This is a genomic window from Gemelliphila asaccharolytica (assembly GCF_001553005.1).
Lineage (GTDB): Bacteria > Bacillota > Bacilli > Staphylococcales > Gemellaceae > Gemelliphila > Gemelliphila asaccharolytica.
In genome coordinates this window covers 1-19,934 of record NZ_KQ959886.1, presented here as the reverse complement: position 1 = coordinate 19,934, position 19,934 = coordinate 1, and the positions used below count along the sequence as shown (strand labels likewise).

Here is a 19,934-nt window from a genome sequence, read left to right as displayed (position 1 = left end):
TTACTCCTATTTTTTTAATATATCGTCTGCTTTATTAAACTCAACTTTACCGTTTTCTAATGAAGATATTCTGCAAAGAGAGCAGACATCAATATTATTTTTGTCTAGTAGTTTTCTTCCTTCTTGGAAACTTTTTTCAATTAAAATCCCGACTCCTACAACGCTAGCACCAGCTTTTTCAATTAAATCTACAAGTCCCATAGCTGCTCTACCATTAGCTAAAAAGTCATCAATTATAAGTACATTATCTTTACTATGTAAGAAATCTTTTGAAACTATAATGTTGTTAGTTACATTTTTAGTATAGCTATGAACTTTAGTTTCATAGAAAGAGTTTCTTTTTAGAGTAGATGGAACACTTTTTTTTGCAAAAAGCATAGGTACATTAAATAAGTTAGCAACTAATATTGCAGGTGCTATACCACTTGATTCTATGGTAAGAACTTTTGTAATATTCTTATCTTTAAAATATTCATATAATGATTTTGCCATTTCCATCATAAGTTTAGGGTCTATCTGATGATTAATAAAAGAATCTACTTTTAAGACATTATTCGGATAAACTTTACCATCTTGTTTTACCATATTTTCTAATAATTTCATTGTGCAACTCCTAATTTTTTATTATTCCTTAATAATATCAAAATATTGCTGAAAACTCAATATTTTTATGTAATATCTAAATTTTAAGATAATTTTTATAATTTTTCAATTAATTTTTCAATTTCTTCTTTAGTGAAATAATATTTTTCGTTACAAAAAGAACATACCGTTTCAGTAGTTTCATTTTTAGTTAAGTTTAAAAGTTCTTTTTTTCCAAGAGTAATAAGTGCTTTGGAGTATTTTTCTTTTGAACAAGAACATTTGAAAACAATTGGTATTTCTTTTAATATTTTATAATCATTTTCAAATAATATTTTAATTATCTCCTCTAAAGAAAGTTTTTTATTTATAAGTGAAGAGATAGGTTCAATATTTTTAATTTTTTCTTCTAGATGACATATAGTTTTTTCACTAGCATTTGGTAAAACTTGTATAATAAATCCTCCACTTGCTAAAATGCTATTATCTGTATTTACCAACACGCCTAGGCTTACAGCTGACGGAATTTGTTCACTTTTAGCAAAATAGTACGTGAAATCTTCTGCTATTTCTCCTGATATTATAGGTGAAGTTGTAGTATATTTTTCAGTAAGTCCTAAATCTTTAATAATTACTATATCTCCTTTATCGCCTACGCCACCTCTTACGTCTAATTTTCCTTTCTTATTGCTAGGTAAGTGGACTTTCATATTGTTAGCATATGCTCTTACTTCTCCTTTTTCATTACCTGTAGCTAAAATTTGCCCAATAGGACCATTTCCTCTAACTCTTATATCAATTGTATCGCCACTTTTTTGCATAGCTCCCATCATGCTACAAACAGTAGCTACTCTACCAACAGCAGCAATGCTGGTAGGATATGCGTTATGTCTAGTTCTTATTTCTTCTACTAAGTTAGTTGTGACACATGCAAAAAATCGCACCTCGTCATTTAAGGCAAGTCCCCTAATTAAATAATCTTTCAAATTTTTTCTCCTTTAAATTTTTTCTTTATTCATTTTATAAATTTCTATCATACCTTTTAAAGTTAAGTTGTTATCTATTATATCTACATGTTTGCTATATGTTGCGAAAAGTCTAGCTAGGCCCCCTGTTAGCACTACATTAACATTTTCTCCAATTTCTTTTTTTATATTGACTAAGATATTTTCAAATTGTCCTATAAATCCATAAAAAAGACCAGCTTGTATCTGTGATACTGTGTCCATTCCTAATGCAGTAGATGCTGGACTTATTTCTACCCTAGGTAACTGTGATGCTCTAATATAAAGAGCTTCAGAGCTTATATTTATTCCGGGACAAATAATTCCTCCACGATATACCATATCTTTATCCACATAATCAAAAGTTGTTGCAGTACCAAAATCAACTATAATTGCAGGAAGATGATTTGAAACCTTCGCTCCTACAATATCAACAATTCTATCTGCACCTAATTTTCCACTATATGGTTTAGGAACTTTAAGTCCAGTGTTTATTTCATGAGAAACTATAATAGGCTCTTTTTTAAAATATTTTCTACTTAATAGTTTTAATGAATAAATCATTGTAGGTACAACACTTGCAATAATAACTCCGTTGAAATTATCAAACTCTATATTTTTATCTATAAAAAAATTTTTTATAATAACATAAAGTTCATCTTCTGTTTTACTACTATCTGTAGAAATTCTCCAATAATATTTTAATTTATATTCATCACTAAAAACTCCTAATACTATATTGGTATTACCAACATCTAGTGCAAAAATCATAATTTTCTCCTTGAAAAATAATATTTTCTTATATTATATCATAAAAAATATTAGTTTCTAAATCAATATTGTATTTATAAAATTTACTTTGTAATTTATTTTTAAAAATTTTAAATTTTGTAATAAATTTATATAATTAAAATCAATATTAATAAAAAATATAATTTAAAACCTATAAAAAATGTTATATAATAGGAGTATATAAGAAAAAAAGGTGATATTTATGAATAAGATAGTGGTAAAAAATCTTTCAAAAGAATATGGTAATTGTGAAAATAAAGTTATTGCAAATGATAATATAAGTTTTGAGATTGAAGAAGGAGAATTAGTAGTTATATTAGGGGCAAGTGGAGCTGGGAAAAGCACTCTTCTAAATATTTTGGGAGGAATGGATAGTGCAACCAGAGGAGAGGTTAATATTTTTGGAGAAGATATAACAAAATTCAATGAAAAAAAATTAACAAAATATAGAAGATATATGATAGGATTTGTTTTTCAATTTTATAATCTTATACCTAATTTAACTGTTTTAGAAAATGTAGAATTAGCAAGTCAAATTTCAAAAAAACATATAGATGTAAAGCAAATATTAGATAAAGTTGGATTATTAAATAGAAAAGATAATTTTCCATCGCAAATTTCTGGAGGAGAGCAACAACGTGTAGCAATAGCAAGAGCTATAGCAAAAATGCCAAAAATTTTACTTTGTGATGAGCCTACAGGAGCTTTAGACCATAAAACAGGAAAAAATATTTTAAAAATATTAAAAAGTTACGCCAAAGATGAAAATAAAACAGTAATTATAATAACTCACAATAGTTCAATAGCACAAATAGCAGATAGAGTAATAGAAATTTATGATTCAAAAGTTAAAAATATAAAATTAAATGAAAAACCTAAAAAAATAGATGAAGTAGAGTGGTAATTATGAATATTTTAACAAAAGATACCTTAAGGGAAATAATAAAGACAAAAACAAAATTTATATCAATAATGATAATAATGCTTCTTGGTGTTTTTGTTTTTGTGGGGCTTGAAGAAACACCAAAAGCTATAAAAAATACTGCTAATACATATTTAAATAGTATAGATATGTATGATTTAAAAGTAACTAATGCATTTGGAATTACTGAAGAAGATGTAAATGTTGTGAAATCTCTTAATAATATCAAATATGCAGAAACATATTATTCAAAAAAAATAAAAGTAGATAAAATAAATGATGAAATAAATTTAATATCATTACCTCAAAAAATAGCTTTAACTAAACAAATAGAAGGAAGATTACCTAAAGAAGAAAATGAAATAGTAATTACAGAAGCGTTAAAAAATCAGTATAGTTTGGGAGAAACTATTTTAATAAAAGAGCAATATAGACAAGAAGCTAATCAAATAGAACTTAAAAATAAAGAATACAAAATAGTAGGTTTTGTTTATGGTGCAGACTTCCCTGATAATTCATCTAATAATAAAGTAAGTAAAAATTATTTTGCTTATGTAAGTAAAGAAAATTTTATCTCTAATAAATATAGTGGAATAAATATTTTACTGACTGATTTTGATACTAGAGATTTCTCAGATGATAGTTATTATAAAAAACTTTCTTTATATAGAGAAGATTTAGCTGAAAAATTAAAAAAACAACAAGAAGAACATAATAAAAATTTTAAAGAAACAGCAAATGCTAATTTGGAAGAAAATAAATCTAAAATAGAATTATTGAAAACTAGATTAAATGAAAGTAAAAAAAATCTAGAAAGTATAAAATATATATTACCAGAAAAATACGAAAAAGAATCTAAAGAAATAAAAGAAAAAGAAAAAACATTACAAGAACAAGAAGAAAAGCTACAAATATCAGAGAAAAAAATAAATAATAAAAATTATCCTAGATTTAGAATAGAAAGTGTAAAAGAAAATGCAACATATGCTAAATTCATAAATTCAGCAGATAGTCTTAAAGATATAGCAAATATATTTTCTATTTTCTTGTATGCTGTAGCTATATTAGTTACATTGACAACAATAACAAGAATGATAGAAGAAAATAGGATAAATATAGGAACATTAAAATCATTAGGATATAGCGACATAGAAATAAGTAAAAAATATTATGTATATGGAATAACTTCTTCTTTAGTGGGAGGAATGCTTGGGATAATATTAGCTTATAATATATTAGTACCAGCAGTTTATAATTCTTATGCTAAAAGTTTAGTTATGAAAATTCCTATTATACAAAAAGACATAAATATAATTATTATTTCTCTTTTGATTTCAGTTATATGTGTCGTTTTGTCAGTACATATACCTTTAAGAAAACTCTTAAAAGAAAATACTTCATCATTATTAAGACCGAAGGTACCTGAACGAGCCAAAAGAATCTTTTTAGAAAAAATCTCTTTTATTTGGAAAAGACTTAATTTTTTGAGAAAAGTAACTTTTAGAAATATTTTTTGCTATAAAATAAGAATGCTTATGACAATTTTCGGTGTTCTAGGATGCCTATCTTTGATGTTTGTAGGGTTTGGTATAAGAAATAGCATAGAAAATTTAGAGCCAGAACAGTTTGATAAAATAACTAAATATGACATTTTAGCTGTATATAATCCATATATATCAGACTTTGAAAAAAAAGGAATTAAAAAAACAATTAATCAAAATACAGATGTTGAAAAATCACAAGAGATCTCTGTAGGACAAGCAACTATAGAATCAGACAATAGAGTAGTTGATAAAATAACTATGTTTATTTTAGAAAAAGATGAAAAAGATTTTTTCAATTTAAAAAAAGGAATAAAAAAATTATCGCTTGATGATAATGGAGTTATAATTGATGAAAAATTAGCTCATTTGTACAAATTAAAAGTTGGAGATAATTTAAAAATATTTTTTGATGACAAGGAATATACAGTCAAAATAAGCGCTATAAATGAAAATTATATAGAACATAATATGTATTTAAAAAAAGAGTATTTTGAAAAAACTTTTGCTGAGAATTATGAAAAAAATGCATATTTAATAAAAACAAATCATGATAAAGATAAAACAGAAAATATAGTAGAATCACTTGATAAAAATGAGAATATTAGTTTTGTAAAAAATAATATGGCTATTAGAAAAATAATAGAAGATCAAGTAGAAGCAGTAGATATATTAGTAATTGTTATAGTATTATGTTCAACCTCTCTTGCTCTTGTAGTTTTGTATAACTTGATAAATGTAAATGTATCAGAAAGAATAAGAGAACTTTCTACTATAAAAGTTTTAGGATTTTATTCTAAAGAAGTAACACTTTACGTTTTTAGAGAAATATTTTATTTAACATTAATAGGAATTATTATAGGTAACTTTATTGGAGTATTATTATATAGAAAGATAATACTTGATCTTGCAGGAAGAAATATGATGTTTGATTCTAAACCAAGTTATCTTACATACGTAATATCGACAGCATTGACGTTAATTATAGTAATATGCGTGATGGTATTAATGCACTTTAGACTTAAAAAGGTAAACATGGTTGAAGCTTTAAAAGGTGTTGAATAAGAAAAACCTGATTATATTTTAAATTATTTTTAAAGTATAATTAGGTTTTTTTCTATATTATTACATAGATTTAATATATATAAAGCCAAAATAATTTTTAAAAATATTTATATAATTAATTTTTTTTGTAAAGATTTTGTAATAAAAAAGTAATATTGATTATATCTTATTGTAATTTTATTTTGCTATAATAAAAAACTAAGGAGAGGAAAAATGTTATTTGATACACATTCACATTTTAATGATGAAGCATTTAATGAAGATTTACCAGAAGTTATGGACAGAGCAAGAAAAGCTGGAGTTAGATTGTTAAACATAGTAGGGTTTGACATACCTACTATAAAAAGAGCTTTAGAAATTGTAGATCTTTACGATGAAATGTATTTAACAGTAGGTTTTCATCCTGTTGAAGCAATAGATTTTACAGATGAAATATATAATATGATAAAAGATATAGCACTAAATCATAAAAAACTTGTTGCTATCGGAGAAATTGGGTTAGATTATCATTGGGATAAAAGTCCTAAAGAAATTCAGAAAGAAGTTTTTAGAAAACAAATAAGATTAGCAAAAGAAGTAAAAAAACCTATAGTTATTCATACTAGAGATGCAATAAAAGATACAATGGATATTTTAAAAGAAGAGAAAGCAAATGAAGTAGGTGTAATAATGCATTGCTTTTCTGGATCTGTTGAAATTATGGAAATGGTAATTAAAGAAGGATATTATATATCACTTGGAGGAACGGTAACTTTTAAAAATGCAAAAACTCCTAAAGAGGTAGCTAAAAAATGTCCATTAGACAAACTTTTAATAGAAACAGATTGTCCATATTTAGCACCAACACCATATAGAGGAAAAAGAAATGAATCCTCATATGTAAAATATGTAGCAGAACAAATAGCAAACTTAAAAAATTTAACATATGAAGAAGTAGCAACAGCAACTTTCAATAATGCATGTAGAATATTAAAAATAAAAGAAAAAGAGAGGTAAAAATGTTTAATATAAAAAAAGTAGTTTTAGCAATATCAGTCACGGCAGTATTATCAACAGGAATTTATGTAGCAAATGAAGAATATAATTCTGTAGCTCTTGCGATACATACAGATGATACAACAATCGGAGTAAAAGTAAAAAAAGGTACAGTGGCAGACATATTAAAACAACAAGGAATAGTAGTTCATGATGGAGATAGAGTAGAACCATCTTTAGATACTTATGTTAAAAATAACGATACGATAAAAATACATAGAGCTCACGATATAGTTATAAAAGATGGAAACAATGAAGAAACAAGAAAAACTACTTATAAAAAAGTAGAAGACATATTAAAAGAGTTAGATATACAACTTTCAGAATATGATAAAGTATCACCAGAATTAGATAATGAAGTAGCAAGTGTAGATACCATAACAATAACAAGAGTAGAAAAAGAAAATGAAACTCAGATGGAATCTATATCATATTCTACTAAAGAAGAAGAAGATAGCTCACTTAACAAAGGAGAAAGAAAAGTAAAAATATCTGGTGTTAATGGAGAAAAAGAGATAGTAAAAGAAATAGTAAAAGAAAATGGAGAGATAGTTTCGGAAAATACTATCTCAGAAACAGTAATAACAGAGCCAACTGAAGAAGTTGTATTAGTAGGAACAAAAGAAACTTCGTCACAAGGAAATTACAGTGGATATATATCAAATGGAAACACTGCTGGAAGTGATGGAGAATATGCAGCACAAGAAATGGCAGCAAGAACAGGTGTAAGTGCAGAAACTTGGAAACATATAATAGCACGTGAATCTAATGGGCAACCATCGGCAAGAAATGCTTCAGGAGCAAGTGGATTATTTCAAACAATGCCAGGTTGGGGCTCAACAGCAACAGTAGAAGATCAAATAAATGCAGCAACAAGAGCATACAATGCACAAGGACTAAGAGCATGGGGTATGTAAGAAGCAATGTTTTATACATTGCTTTTTTTTTATTAATTTTATAAGAGAATAGAAGTGAATTTTGAATTATTAAGTAAAAGTATATTTAATATAGGTAGTAAAAAAAAGAATTAATTATTAAATAATAAAAAATTTTATATCAATAAATAAAAATTTAATAATAAATTATTTTAGTAGTATTCGTTTTTTGTTGATTATAATGATAAAATTATGTTAAAATAAATATAATATTTATCTAAGAGGTAAAAACATGAGAAGTATATCAATACTTGTATATTTAGATTCTGGTGCAAGAACAGGAAGAAGAGTATTATCCTCTTTAAAAACAAATTGCAATAAAAAAAAAATAAAATTTAAAGTATATAAAACTGAATACAAGAACCATGCAAAAACTCTTATAAAAACTGTTATAGAAGAGAGTAGAAAAAAAGAAAAAGATAGAATAGTTATAATAGGTGGAGATGGAACATTAAATGAATGTATGTCAACTTTATCTAAATTAAAAGAAAAAATACCAATATCATATATTTCAGCAGGTACAGGAAATGATTTTTCAAGAGCGTTAAACCTAACAGAAGACTGTAATAGATTTATTAATAATTTATTTGAAGCGGACAAAAGGGAAATAGAATTTTTAAAAATAAAAGATAAGGAAGAGAATAATTATGTAGCAATGAATGGTGTAGGCATAGGATTTGATGCTATGATTGCTCATATGACAAATGAAAGTAAAAAGAAAAAATTATTAAGTAAATTTAATTTATCATCATTAACATATAAATTAAAAATAATCTCTGCATATATTAATAGGAAATTATTTAGTGCAAAAATTATAGAAGATGATAAAAAAGAAAAATATCATAAAAATATACTTTTTGTTTCATTCATGAAAAATCCTTATTTTGGCGGAGGCATAAAAATAGTTCCTACAGCAAAAAATGATGATGGTAAAATATCTTTAGTAATTGCAAAAAATGTAAATGTTATTGATTTGATAAGGTTAATTCCTCATGTATTAAAGACAGGAAAACATTTTGGAAAAACAGAAAAATTAACTTTAAATACAGCAAAAAAATTTAAAATAGAAATAGAAGGAAGCTCATATATGCAAACAGATGGTGAGATAAATGTTATAGAAAATTCATCACTTGAAATAAATATAAGTAAGTATCCTTTTTATATAGTGGAGAAGTAAATTGAAAGATATAGAAGCAGTAATATTTGATTTAGATAATACCCTATATTCTTTTAGTGATATTTGGCAACAAGCTAATAAGAGTATGTATTATTTATTTAATCTACAAGAAAAATTAAGTTATGAAAGTTTTTTCAATATCTACAAAAAACATAATAAAAATGTATTGAAAGAAATTAAAGAAAAGAAAATATCATCAAAAAATTTAAGAAATGCAAGAATAATTCTAACTATGCAAGATTTAGGAATAGTTTTTACAGACAGTGACGCTAGAAATTATTATAAAAAAATGTTCGTTTTTATTTTAGAAAAGATAAAAAAAGATAATAATTTAATAGATAAATTAAAAAAACTAAAAAAAAATTATAAAATTTATCTTCTAACTAATGGATTTTCCAAAGAACAAAGAAAAAAATTAGAAAAATTAGAAATAACAAATATTTTTGACAATATATATATATCAGCAGAAACAGGAAATAGTAAACCAAATAAAGAGGCGTTTTTGCAGATAATAAAGGGGAACAATCTAGCTATTGAAAAGACATTAATGGTAGGTGATTCATATAATTTTGATATACAACCAGCAAAAAAATTAGGAATGCAAACAGCATTTATCCCTAAAAAGTGGCATTTAGATGAAGTTATGATTTTTGATATTAATGAAAAACAATATAAAAATATAGATGAAGTATTTGCATATTTGGAAAATTAGAGGTATTGAAAAAAATATTGATATAAGGTAGAATATTTTGGTAGATTATAAGTTTTGGAGGAAAGATGTGGAAAAATTTTTTTTAATAGGAATAAAAGGAACCGGGATGAGTGCTTTAGCACAAATATTATATGATTTAGGAAATGAAGTTTATGGATCTGATGTTAGTACTTATTTTTTCACACAAAAAGAATTAGATAAAAGACATATAGAAATATATCCATATGATGAAAATAACATAAAACCCGGACTTACAGTTATTTTAGGAAATGCATTTGACGAAAATCAGATAGAATATAAAAAAGCAAAAGAACTTGGTTTAAAAACATATACTTATAGAGAATATTTAAACATATTAGCTCAAAAAACAACCTCTATAGCAGTGACAGGAACACATGGAAAAACTTCAACAACAAATATGTTGGTACAACTATTTGATAAATATGAATATAAAAATATATCTTGTTTAATAGGAGATGGGACAGGATTTGCTAAAAAGAACCCAGAGTTATTTATTTTTGAAGCTTGTGAATATTATAGACATTTTTTATCTTACAAGCCGGATTATGCTATAGTAACGAACGTAGATTTTGACCATCCTGATTATTATAAAAATGAAGAAGACGTATTAGATGCATTTCAAAGCTTTGTAGATAATGTAAAAAAAGTAGTGGTATATTGTGGAGATGATCAGTACGCTAGAAAATTAAAATCAAAAAGTGCTAAAATGATTTCTTATGGACTAGGGGAAGATAATGATTATGTAGCTAAAGAAATAAAAACACACCCAGAAAAAGGAACAGTATTTACTGTCTATAAATATGGAGAGCATTATTACTCATTCTTTTTCCCAATTTTTGGTCTGCATGAACTGAAAAATATTTTATCAGTTATTGCAATGGCTGATATTCAAGGTATAGAACCTAGTAAAATACAAAAGGCACTAAAATATTATGAAAATGCTAAAAGACGTTTTAGTGAATATGAATTTAAAGGAAATATTATAGTAGATGACTATGCTCATCATCCAAAAGAAATAGAAGCCACTATAGATACAGCCAGAAGAAAATATCCTGATAAAAGGGTAGTAGCAATATTTCAGCCACATACATATACAAGAACTGAAAAATTTTTAGATGCTTTTGCAGAAAGTTTGAAAAAATCAGATAAAGTTTTTCTATATGATATATTTGGTTCTGCTAGAGAAAAATCAGGTCATGTAACAATAGAAGATTTAGCAAAAAAAATATCAAAAGATACACAAGTAATTAAGAAAAATAACGGGAAATTTAAAACTTTTCAAACTTTAAGAGAAGAATTTTACGGTAAAGAAGTTCTTTTATTTATGGGTGCAGGAGATATAAATAAATTAAGAGCAGAATTTATAAAATTCTGTCTAGAAAATTAAAAAAATAAGTAAGGAGTAACATTATGCAAAATTTTGATTGGCTAATTTTAGCCTATGTAGGAGTCTTTTTATCTGGTTTAGGTGTTTTGATAGTATGTTTTAGTGCAGCTAGAACTTTGAGTAGTGTAAAAAACTCAGTAGAAACTGCAAGAGAAAGTATAGAAGATATTACAAAAATTGCAGAAGAAGGACTAGATATAGTTAAAGATTTCAACGGAACAGTACAAAAAGTAGAAAAAAATCTTGAACCAATAATGCTAGAAACAAATATATTGCTACAAAATACAAACCTATTAGCAGAAGATTTACAAGATAAATCTGAAAAATTAAATCCATTATTTAATTCTACAGAAAGCTTTGTAAAATCAGTAAATAACCTTCAAGAATCTGTAGCTAACATGGGAAATAATATGTTATCTTTTAAAAAAAATACAGATAAAAAAATAAATGATGTTGTAGAAAAAAACAAAGAAAATATAGAAAAAGCAAATGGACTTTTAAGTAGATTTTTAAAAAAATAAAATAGTAAAGTGAATCTTATATATAAGTTGTTCTTAAAAAGTTTATATTCAAATTAAACTTTAAAAGAACAAGTTAAAAAAGGTTCACTTTATTATTTTATAATATAGTTTTTCCACTAATTGACAACGAAAAATATATAATATAAAATTGTTTTATTGATATTGAGGAGAATTTAATCATGAAAAAAATATTAGTCACAGGGGGAGCAGGATATATAGGCTCTCACACAGTACTTGAACTTTTAAATGCAGGATATGAAGTAGTAGTTGTTGATAATTTATATAATTCTAGCAAGAAGAGTTTAGAAATTGTAAAAAGAGAAACAAAAAAAGAAATAAAATTTTATCAAGCAGATGTAAGAGATAAAGAGAAATTAGAAGAGATTTTTAAAAATGAAAAAAATATTTTTGCTGTTATACACTTTGCAGGTTTAAAAGCAGTTGGGGAATCATGTGAGATACCTCTAGCTTATTATGATAATAATATAAGTGGAACAATTTGCCTTTGTGAAGTTATGGAGAAATATAATTGTAAAAATATTATATTTTCATCATCGGCAACAGTATATGGAGATCCCAAAGAAGTGCCTATAACAGAAAATTTTGATTTGTCAGTAACAAATCCTTACGGAAGAACAAAACTAATGTTAGAAGAAATATTAAGAGATGTCTATAATGCTGATAATAATTGGAATGTAGTATTACTTAGATATTTTAACCCTATTGGAGCACATATATGTGGAGATATGGGAGAAGATCCAAATGGAATACCAAATAATTTGTTACCATATATAACTCAAGTAGCCGTAGGAAAATTAAAACAAGTAAGTGTTTTTGGAAATGATTATGATACTAAAGATGGAACAGGAGTGAGAGATTATATTCACGTTGTAGATTTAGCGAAGGGACACGTTAAAGCAATAAAAAAACTTGAAAAAAATTCAGGAGTATCTGTATACAATTTAGGAACAGGTAAAGGATATTCTGTATTAGAAGTTATAAAAAATATGGAAAAAGCTGTAGGGGAAAAAATACCATATATAATAACAGAAAGAAGAAAAGGAGACATAGCAGAATGCTATGCAGACAGCAGTAAAGCAGAAAAAGAACTTAACTGGAAAGCGAAACTAGATATATCAAGAATGTGTGAAGATTCTTGGAGATGGCAAAAAAAACACCCTAATGGATATGAAGATTAATAAGAATATATATTAAAATAAGAAGGTAAAAAAATGGAATTTACAGATAAAATAAGTATAGAAAAATATGATGAATTTGTTAAAAATAACAAATATTCTAGTATATTTCAATCATCAGGGTGGGCTAAAATAAAAGACACTTGGGAAGTAAAAAGAGTAGCAGTAAAACAAGAAGGAAAAATACAAGCTACAGCACAAATTTTGATAAGAAAAGGATTATGGTACATAACAAGAGGGCCAATTTTAGATTATGAAAACCAAGATTTATTAGCATATTTTTTAACAAATTTAAAAAAATATGCTAAACAACATAAAGCAAAATTAATAAAAATAGATATACCAAGACCTTTAAAAGTAGCTTTTGAAAAAGAATTCCCGCAAGAAAAAGAGGACCCACAAAAAGAAAAAATATTACAATTATTTAGAAAAGAAAAATTTAAACATTGTGGATTTAGTAAAAATATGTCTAGTACAATACAACCAAGATTTGAGGCAGTAAGTTTTTTAGATGAAGATTTTTTTGATAACTTACCAAAACATACAAAAAGATTAATAAAAGATTGTCAAAAGAGATATGTTGAAGTAAAAAGAATTTATAAAGAAAATTTAGATGATCTGATGTTTGCACTAACGTGTACAGAAGAAAGAAAAAATATAATTTTAAGAAAAAAAAGTTATTTTGAAAATTTAATAGATACTTATAAAGAAGACTGTTTAATATATACAGCATATTTAGATATAGAAAAAGCTTTGGAAAAATACACAGCAGAAAAAAGAGAGATTTTAAAAGAATTAGATAAGATAACAGAAAAAATGTATAAGAAAAAAAGAACGCTAGAAGATAGATTAAGAAGTGTAGAAAAATATATAAAAAATTATTCATCTATTTTAAAAGATACAAACAAAAAAGTTCATATATTGGCATCTGCTATATCTATAAAATATGGAAAATCATCAGAAATGCTTTATGCAGGTATGAATGAAGAATTTAAAAAAATACCTGCACAGTATCAGGTATATGTAGAAACTATGAAAGATTTTTATATAAGTGGTTGTAAAAGAACATCAATGGGAGGCATAGAAGGAACTTTAGATGATAGCTTATTGCTTTTTAAATCACACTTTTCTCCTAAAATAGTAGAACATTATGGAGAATTTGACTACACAATTAGCAAAACATATAAATTACTTTACGATTATGGCTTACCTATAAGAAGAAAAATTTTAAAAATACTTAATAGATAAAGTATTTTATTATAAAGAATATTTCAATGTATATTTAGAAATATTCTTTTTTTTGTTGGCTTTAAAAACATCAGATAAATAAAGTAAAAAAAGATAAATTGGGTAAGCTCATTTAATATAAAAAATTTTACCTAAAATATTAAGAAAAAACTATTTATCAAAAAATTTTTTTAAATTATTACCAAAGAGTAAAAAAAAAACAATATTTTTAAAAAATATTTTATATCCCTATAATAAAAAACTAAAAATTCAATTAAAAGATAATATTTTAATTTTTTTTTTTGCAAATGTAAATTGTTAATTTTATAAGTTTGGTAAATTTACTTTTAATAGATTGATAAAAGTTTTCAAAATTGTTATAATTAATAGAAAAAATGATATTAAAAATAGATAAATAGTAAATTTGTTATTTTTATTAAATAATAATATTTAAAATTTTATTTATTTTGATAATATCAAAAGATTATGGGGTGTTTAGTTGTGTATAATCATACAAAAATTGAAAAAAAATGGCAAGATTATTGGGAAAGAAACAAAACCTTTAAGACCCAAGAAAATAGTGATAAGAAAAAATTTTACGCATTAGATATGTTTCCTTATCCATCTGGGGTAGGACTTCATGTTGGTCATCCAGAGGGATATACAGCTACAGATATAATAAGTAGATACAAGAGAGCAAATGGCTATAATGTGCTTCATCCAATGGGATGGGATGCTTTTGGATTACCTGCAGAACAATATGCACTTGATACAGGAAATGACCCAAGAGAATTTACAAAAAAAAATATAGAAACATTTAAAAGACAAATAAAAGAACTAGGATTTTCATATGATTGGGATAGAGAAGTAAATACTACAGATCCAAATTATTATAAGTGGACACAATGGATATTTATTAAACTTTATGAAAAAGGATTAGCATATGTAGATGAAGTAGCAGTAAACTGGTGTCCAGCTCTTGGAACAGTATTATCAAATGAGGAAGTAATAGACGGAGTTTCAGAAAGAGGGGGACATCCTGTAGAACGTAGACCTATGAAACAATGGGTACTAAAAATAACAGATTATGCAGAAAAATTACTCAAAGATCTTGATGAATTAGACTGGCCAGAAAGCTTGAAATCTATGCAAAGGAATTGGATAGGGAAATCAGAGGGAGCAGAAGTAACATTCAAAGTGCAAGGCCTTGAAAAACACTTTACAGTTTTTACCACTCGTCCCGACACACTTTTTGGAGCAACTTACTGTGTACTATCACCAGAACATAAGCTAGTGAAAGAAATAACTTCAGAAAATAAAAAAGAAGAAGTAGATAATTATTTAGAAGAAGTAAAAAGAAAATCTGATTTAGAAAGAACAGATTTAAATAAAAATAAAACAGGAGTATTTACAGGAGCTTACGCTATAAACCCAATAAATGGTAAAAAATTGCCTATATGGATAGCAGATTATGTGCTCATAACATATGGTACAGGGGCTATAATGGCAGTACCAGCACATGATGAAAGAGATTATGAATTTGCAAAAAAATATAATTTAGAAATAATAGAAGTACTTAAAGGTGGCAATATAGAAAAAGAAGCCTATGTAGAAGATGGACTTCATATAAATTCTGAATTTTTAAATGGACTAAACAAAGAAGAAGCGATTAAAAAATCTATAGAATTTTTAGAAAAAGAAAGCATAGGAAAAAGAAAAACTACATATAAACTTAGAGATTGGTTATTTTCAAGACAAAGATACTGGGGAGAACCTATACCTATTATAACTTGGGAAGATGGGGCAATGACTGCAGTAGACGAAAAAGACTTACCTCTACTTTTACCAATAACAGATGACATAAAACCGTCAGGGACAGGAGAATCACCATTAGCAAATCTTACTGATTGGATAAATGTTGTAGATAAAAAAACAGGCAAAAAAGGGAAAAGAGAAACAAATACAATGCCTCAATGGGCAGGATCATGTTGGTATTATTTAAGATATATAGATCCAAACAACACAGAAAAATTTGCAGATTATGAAAAATTAAAATACTGGCTTCCAGTAGATGTATATATTGGTGGAGCAGAACACGCAGTATTACATTTGTTATATGCTAGATTTTGGCATAAAGTTCTTTATGATTTAGGACTTGTCCCAACAAAAGAACCATTCCAAAAATTATTTAATCAAGGAATGATTTTAGCTGAAAGTAAAAATGGAAAACCAGAAAAAATGTCAAAATCAAAAGGAAATGTAGTAAATCCTGATGATATAGTAAAAAGTCATGGAGCTGATACATTAAGAGTTTATGAAATGTTTATGGGACCTTTAGATGCCTCAATAGCTTGGTCAACAAATGGATTAGATGGATCAAGAAGATTTTTAGATAGAATTTATAGACTTTTAATAGATACAGAAACAAATAAACCAAATGCAAAAGTTGTAGAAAAAGAAAATAATGCTTTAGAAACAAGCTACAATTTAACAGTTAAAAAAGTAACAAATGACATAGAAAATATGCAATTTAATACAGCAATATCACAATTAATGATATTTGTTAATGACTGCAATAAAGCAGAATACATACCTAAAAAATATGCATTAGGATTTATAAAACTTTTAGCACCTTTCGCACCACACATTTCAGAAGAAATGTGGCAAATATATGGTCACGACAAAACATTATCATACGAACCTTGGCCAACTTATGATGAAAATAAACTTATAAATGATACTGTAGAAATAGTAGTTCAAATTTTAGGAAAAGTTAAAGAAAAAATGGTTCTGAAAAAAGATTTATCAAAAGAAGAACTAGAAGAAAAAGTATTATCATCAGAAAAAGTAAAAAAATTAATTAATAATAAAAAAATAGTAAAAATAATAGTAGTACCAAATAGATTAGTAAATTTAGTAATTAAATAGGGAAAAAATATGGAAGAATTAATTTATAATATAATTAGCAACATAGTAGAATATAAAGAAGATATAAAAATAGAAAAATATATAAAGAATGCAAGAGAGCATTATGTATTAACTGTCAATGAAGAAGATTTAGGAAAAGTAATTGGTAAAAAAGGCATGACTATTAATGCAATAAGAACAGTTTTAAATTCAACAAACTTTACTAAAAAAGTTTATTTTAATATTGCAGAATAATAGTTGAATTAAAAGATAAAATAGTATATAATTAGTAAGTCAATAAGAAATTAAAGTAATAGTTATAAAGAAATAAGTTGAGTAGTATTATATTTTATTTATTATCTTATAGCAAAAATTATGTTTAGAAATATTGATAATAAATTTAAAGGAGAATACTATGAAACAAGGTATTGTAAAATGGTTTAACGAAGAAAAAGGATTTGGTTTCATATCTGTAGAAGGAGAAAAAGACGTATTTGTATACTATAAAGCTATACAAAAAGATGGATTTAAAACATTAAAAGAAGGTCAAGAAGTTCAATTCGAAATAGAAGAAGGAAATCGTGGACCACAAGCAAGTAATGTTGTAATTCTATAAAAAATACTTGAATATAGAACTGACCTTTCAAGTTGGATTTTGATCTGATTTGAGGAGGTCAGTTTATTTTATTTTAGAAAAAAGAAAAAAAATTTTAAATGTAGTATAATGAAAAGGAAAAGTTATATAAAAGACTTGTTATAAAAAAATTTAATATTAAGTTTTTTTAAACAAAGGTTTAATTAAAAGGGGTATACTATGAAAATAATTTATTATTCAATGACAGGAAATTGTATAAAATTCTTAAAAATGTGTAAAGTAGATAAAGAAGATATGGTTGATATTTGGGAAATAGGGTCTAAAGTAGATTTTGATTATATTTTACTTACTCCAACTGTAGCTTCAGGTAAAATACCAGAAGATGTTGTAGCATTTTTGGAAAAAAATAATAAACATTTAAAAGGTGTAGTAGGTAGTGGTAATAAAAAATGGGGAAATCAAAGATTTGCTAAAGCAGCGGATAAAATTAGTGAGATGTATAATGTACCCGTTATTATGAAAATTCAATTATATGGAACAACTAAAGAAATAATTAAATTTAGAAAATATTATTTAGAAATGAAAAATAAAAAATAATATTTGAGTAAAAAGTGTTTATGAAATTCTTATAATTTATAAAAAAATAATATTTTGAAATATCAGAATATTAAAATATATTTATTGATAATAATGAAAAATAAAACTAAAAATTTAGAAAATTCATTAAATATTCTTTACAATTTTAGATAATAAGGGTATAATAGTTTCAAATTTTTAAAATGATAGGTGGTATTATGGTAGAAAAAAAAATGAAGCGGAATTTAAAATCCAGACATGTATCAATGATGGCGATAGGAGGCTCTATAGGGACAGGATTATTTATGGCTAGTGGAGCTATAGTAAGCAAGGCTGGTTCATATAAAGCTTTGATAGCTTATATATTAGTAGGAGTATTTATTTATTTTTTAATGTCATCATTAGGAGAATTAGCAAGTTTTTATCCTGTATCGGGTTCTTTCAGTTCATATGCAGAAAGATTTATACATCCATCATTGGGAGTTGCTGTAGGCTGGTTTTATTGGATAATTTGGATATTGGTAGCAGGTATAGATATAATTACCTTATCAAAAGTTTTACAATTTTGGTCATTTTTTAGACAGTTTTCATCTTTTTCATTATGTATATTTTTCTTGTTATTGTTATTTATCATAAATATAGCAAGTGTAAAAATATTTGGAGAAATTGAATATTGGCTAACAATCATTAAAGTAATAACTGTAATAATATTTTTACTATCAGGATTTGCATTAATTTTTGGAATATTTGGAAATTCTACAACACAAGGACTTAGCACATTTGTCGAAAATAGTAAAGTAGATGGAGCACAGGGCTTATTAGGATTTTTTGCTATCTTATCAACAGCTGCCTTTTCATTTGGAGGAACTGAATCAGTAGCAGTAGCTAGTGGAGAAAGTGAAAATCCTGCAAAAACAATGCCAAAAGCAGTAAATCAAGTATTCTTTAGAATATTAATATTTTATGTGGCTACAATATTCATAATATCTGCAGTAATTAAAGCTACTGATAGTAGATTATTAGATACATCTAATATACTAGCTTCACCATTCACATTAGTATTTGAAAATGCAGGAATGACCATTGCTGCAACTGTAATGAACATGGTTATTTGTGCAGCGGTTCTATCAGCAGGTAACTCAGGAATATATTTTTCAAGTAGACAATTATTTTCATTAAGTACAAGGGGATATGCACCAAAAAGATTTTCAAAATTAAGTGTTAACTCAAGTCCGCAGTTAGCAGTTTTTATAAGTGTTATAGCAATTTTTTTAAGTTTTCTCCTAGAAAAATATAACAAAACTGGATATTATATGCTTTTATCATTAGTTGGAGTTTTAATCGTCTGTGTCTGGACAATATCGGTATATGCACAGATTAGACTAAGAAAAGCAATAAGAAAACAAGGCAAAGAAGAAGACACTCTGCTTCCTTATAAAGCAAAATTTGGGCTTTTTGGATCATATTTAGCAATATTAGCATTTGTTTTAGTTGTTATTTTACAAACTATTGCAGACTTTACTCATGGAGGTATTAAAGTAGCCATATACGACATACTTCCACCTTTGTTAATTTTTATAATATTTATGGTGCATAAACTTACTAAAAAAACAAAATTTATCGCTTTAGAAAAAATAGATTTAGAAAGATTTAAATTATAGATTTAAGCTTAGCTTAAATCTATTTTTTATATTACTAAGATATTAGTCTATAAATATTGTAAAGAAAAAATAAAAGAA

At 25.8% G+C, this 19,934-nt stretch carries 18 protein-coding genes; 15 read left to right on the top strand and 3 right to left on the bottom strand.

The window, feature by feature from the left end; genetic code table 11:
- Positions 1-6: 6 nt before the first annotated feature.
- The 3 genes from HMPREF1871_RS03970 to HMPREF1871_RS03960 all read right to left on the bottom strand — a co-directional run bounded on the left by HMPREF1871_RS03970 (position 7) and on the right by HMPREF1871_RS03960 (position 2,357).
- A complete protein-coding gene (locus tag HMPREF1871_RS03970) occupies positions 7-603 on the bottom strand; it encodes a xanthine phosphoribosyltransferase (RefSeq protein WP_066130309.1) in 597 nt (198 codons plus the stop codon).
- Between the two features lie 95 nt (positions 604-698).
- On the bottom strand, positions 699-1,568 hold the full coding sequence (gene hslO, locus HMPREF1871_RS03965; RefSeq protein ID WP_066130307.1) for an Hsp33 family molecular chaperone HslO: 870 nt from the start codon (positions 1,566-1,568) through the stop codon (positions 699-701).
- Between the two features lie 12 nt (positions 1,569-1,580).
- Entirely contained in the window at positions 1,581-2,357 is a 777-nt protein-coding gene (locus tag HMPREF1871_RS03960) for a type III pantothenate kinase (RefSeq protein ID WP_066130305.1), read from the bottom strand.
- A gap of 223 nt (positions 2,358-2,580) precedes the next feature.
- Here HMPREF1871_RS03960 and HMPREF1871_RS03955 point away from each other — a divergent pair, with 223 nt between their 5' ends.
- From HMPREF1871_RS03955 to HMPREF1871_RS03885, 15 genes are all read left to right on the top strand, one after another.
- Positions 2,581-3,282 (top strand): ABC transporter ATP-binding protein, encoded by a 702-nt coding sequence (locus tag HMPREF1871_RS03955; RefSeq protein WP_066130303.1) that lies wholly within the window; start codon positions 2,581-2,583, stop codon positions 3,280-3,282.
- A gap of 2 nt (positions 3,283-3,284) precedes the next feature.
- A complete protein-coding gene (locus HMPREF1871_RS03950; RefSeq protein ID WP_066130301.1) occupies positions 3,285-5,906 on the top strand; it encodes an ABC transporter permease in 2,622 nt (873 codons plus the stop codon).
- A 213-nt stretch (positions 5,907-6,119) separates the two neighbouring features.
- The gene (locus tag HMPREF1871_RS03945; RefSeq protein ID WP_066130300.1) at positions 6,120-6,902 is read left to right on the top strand and encodes a TatD family hydrolase; all 783 of its coding nucleotides are present in this window, start codon (positions 6,120-6,122) and stop codon (positions 6,900-6,902) included.
- A gap of 2 nt (positions 6,903-6,904) precedes the next feature.
- A complete protein-coding gene (locus HMPREF1871_RS06390; RefSeq protein ID WP_066130298.1) occupies positions 6,905-7,858 on the top strand; it encodes a G5 domain-containing protein in 954 nt (317 codons plus the stop codon).
- 250 nt (positions 7,859-8,108) lie between these two features.
- Positions 8,109-9,053: a diacylglycerol/lipid kinase family protein gene (locus HMPREF1871_RS03935; RefSeq protein ID WP_066130296.1), complete on the top strand. Its 945-nt coding sequence runs from the start codon at positions 8,109-8,111 to the stop codon at positions 9,051-9,053.
- A 1-nt stretch (position 9,054) separates the two neighbouring features.
- A complete protein-coding gene (locus tag HMPREF1871_RS03930; protein ID WP_066130294.1) occupies positions 9,055-9,765 on the top strand; it encodes an HAD family hydrolase in 711 nt (236 codons plus the stop codon).
- A gap of 67 nt (positions 9,766-9,832) precedes the next feature.
- Positions 9,833-11,173 (top strand): UDP-N-acetylmuramate--L-alanine ligase, encoded by a 1,341-nt coding sequence (murC, locus tag HMPREF1871_RS03925; protein WP_066130292.1) that lies wholly within the window; start codon positions 9,833-9,835, stop codon positions 11,171-11,173.
- Positions 11,174-11,196: 23 nt separating this feature from the next.
- Positions 11,197-11,694: a DUF948 domain-containing protein gene (locus HMPREF1871_RS03920; RefSeq protein ID WP_066130290.1), complete on the top strand. Its 498-nt coding sequence runs from the start codon at positions 11,197-11,199 to the stop codon at positions 11,692-11,694.
- A 179-nt stretch (positions 11,695-11,873) separates the two neighbouring features.
- On the top strand, positions 11,874-12,893 hold the full coding sequence (gene galE / locus HMPREF1871_RS03915; protein ID WP_198145763.1) for a UDP-glucose 4-epimerase GalE: 1,020 nt from the start codon (positions 11,874-11,876) through the stop codon (positions 12,891-12,893).
- A gap of 33 nt (positions 12,894-12,926) precedes the next feature.
- Positions 12,927-14,138, top strand: a complete 1,212-nt coding sequence (locus HMPREF1871_RS03910) for a peptidoglycan bridge formation glycyltransferase FemA/FemB family protein (RefSeq protein WP_066130286.1) — start codon at positions 12,927-12,929, stop codon at positions 14,136-14,138.
- 465 nt (positions 14,139-14,603) lie between these two features.
- Positions 14,604-17,045, top strand: a complete 2,442-nt coding sequence (gene leuS, locus HMPREF1871_RS03905; RefSeq protein WP_066130284.1) for a leucine--tRNA ligase — start codon at positions 14,604-14,606, stop codon at positions 17,043-17,045.
- A gap of 9 nt (positions 17,046-17,054) precedes the next feature.
- On the top strand, positions 17,055-17,279 hold the full coding sequence (locus tag HMPREF1871_RS03900; RefSeq protein WP_066130281.1) for a KH domain-containing protein: 225 nt from the start codon (positions 17,055-17,057) through the stop codon (positions 17,277-17,279).
- Between the two features lie 160 nt (positions 17,280-17,439).
- The gene (locus HMPREF1871_RS03895; RefSeq protein WP_066130278.1) at positions 17,440-17,640 is read left to right on the top strand and encodes a cold-shock protein; all 201 of its coding nucleotides are present in this window, start codon (positions 17,440-17,442) and stop codon (positions 17,638-17,640) included.
- 198 nt (positions 17,641-17,838) lie between these two features.
- A complete protein-coding gene (gene nrdI / locus HMPREF1871_RS03890) occupies positions 17,839-18,216 on the top strand; it encodes a class Ib ribonucleoside-diphosphate reductase assembly flavoprotein NrdI (RefSeq protein WP_066130273.1) in 378 nt (125 codons plus the stop codon).
- A gap of 197 nt (positions 18,217-18,413) precedes the next feature.
- Positions 18,414-19,856, top strand: coding sequence for an amino acid permease (locus tag HMPREF1871_RS03885; RefSeq protein ID WP_066130270.1), 1,443 nt, complete (start codon positions 18,414-18,416; stop codon positions 19,854-19,856).
- Positions 19,857-19,934: the final 78 nt, after the last annotated feature.

Bases quoted from the DNA above. Each gene is read 5' to 3' on its own strand.
- HMPREF1871_RS03970 (WP_066130309.1), bottom strand. From the start codon at position 603: ATGAAATTATTAGAAAATATGGTAAAACAAGATGGTAAAGTTTATCCG.
- HMPREF1871_RS03960 (WP_066130305.1), bottom strand. From the start codon at position 2,357: ATGATTTTTGCACTAGATGTTGGTAATACCAATATAGTATTAGGAGTT.
- HMPREF1871_RS03955 (WP_066130303.1), top strand. From the start codon at position 2,581: ATGAATAAGATAGTGGTAAAAAATCTTTCAAAAGAATATGGTAATTGT.
- HMPREF1871_RS03950 (WP_066130301.1), top strand. From the start codon at position 3,285: ATGAATATTTTAACAAAAGATACCTTAAGGGAAATAATAAAGACAAAA.
- HMPREF1871_RS03945 (WP_066130300.1), top strand. From the start codon at position 6,120: ATGTTATTTGATACACATTCACATTTTAATGATGAAGCATTTAATGAA.
- HMPREF1871_RS06390 (WP_066130298.1), top strand. From the start codon at position 6,905: ATGTTTAATATAAAAAAAGTAGTTTTAGCAATATCAGTCACGGCAGTA.
- HMPREF1871_RS03935 (WP_066130296.1), top strand. From the start codon at position 8,109: ATGAGAAGTATATCAATACTTGTATATTTAGATTCTGGTGCAAGAACA.
- HMPREF1871_RS03920 (WP_066130290.1), top strand. From the start codon at position 11,197: ATGCAAAATTTTGATTGGCTAATTTTAGCCTATGTAGGAGTCTTTTTA.
- galE (WP_198145763.1), top strand. From the start codon at position 11,874: ATGAAAAAAATATTAGTCACAGGGGGAGCAGGATATATAGGCTCTCAC.
- HMPREF1871_RS03910 (WP_066130286.1), top strand. From the start codon at position 12,927: ATGGAATTTACAGATAAAATAAGTATAGAAAAATATGATGAATTTGTT.
- leuS (WP_066130284.1), top strand. From the start codon at position 14,604: ATGGGGTGTTTAGTTGTGTATAATCATACAAAAATTGAAAAAAAATGG.
- HMPREF1871_RS03900 (WP_066130281.1), top strand. From the start codon at position 17,055: ATGGAAGAATTAATTTATAATATAATTAGCAACATAGTAGAATATAAA.
- HMPREF1871_RS03895 (WP_066130278.1), top strand. From the start codon at position 17,440: ATGAAACAAGGTATTGTAAAATGGTTTAACGAAGAAAAAGGATTTGGT.
- nrdI (WP_066130273.1), top strand. From the start codon at position 17,839: ATGAAAATAATTTATTATTCAATGACAGGAAATTGTATAAAATTCTTA.
- HMPREF1871_RS03885 (WP_066130270.1), top strand. From the start codon at position 18,414: ATGGTAGAAAAAAAAATGAAGCGGAATTTAAAATCCAGACATGTATCA.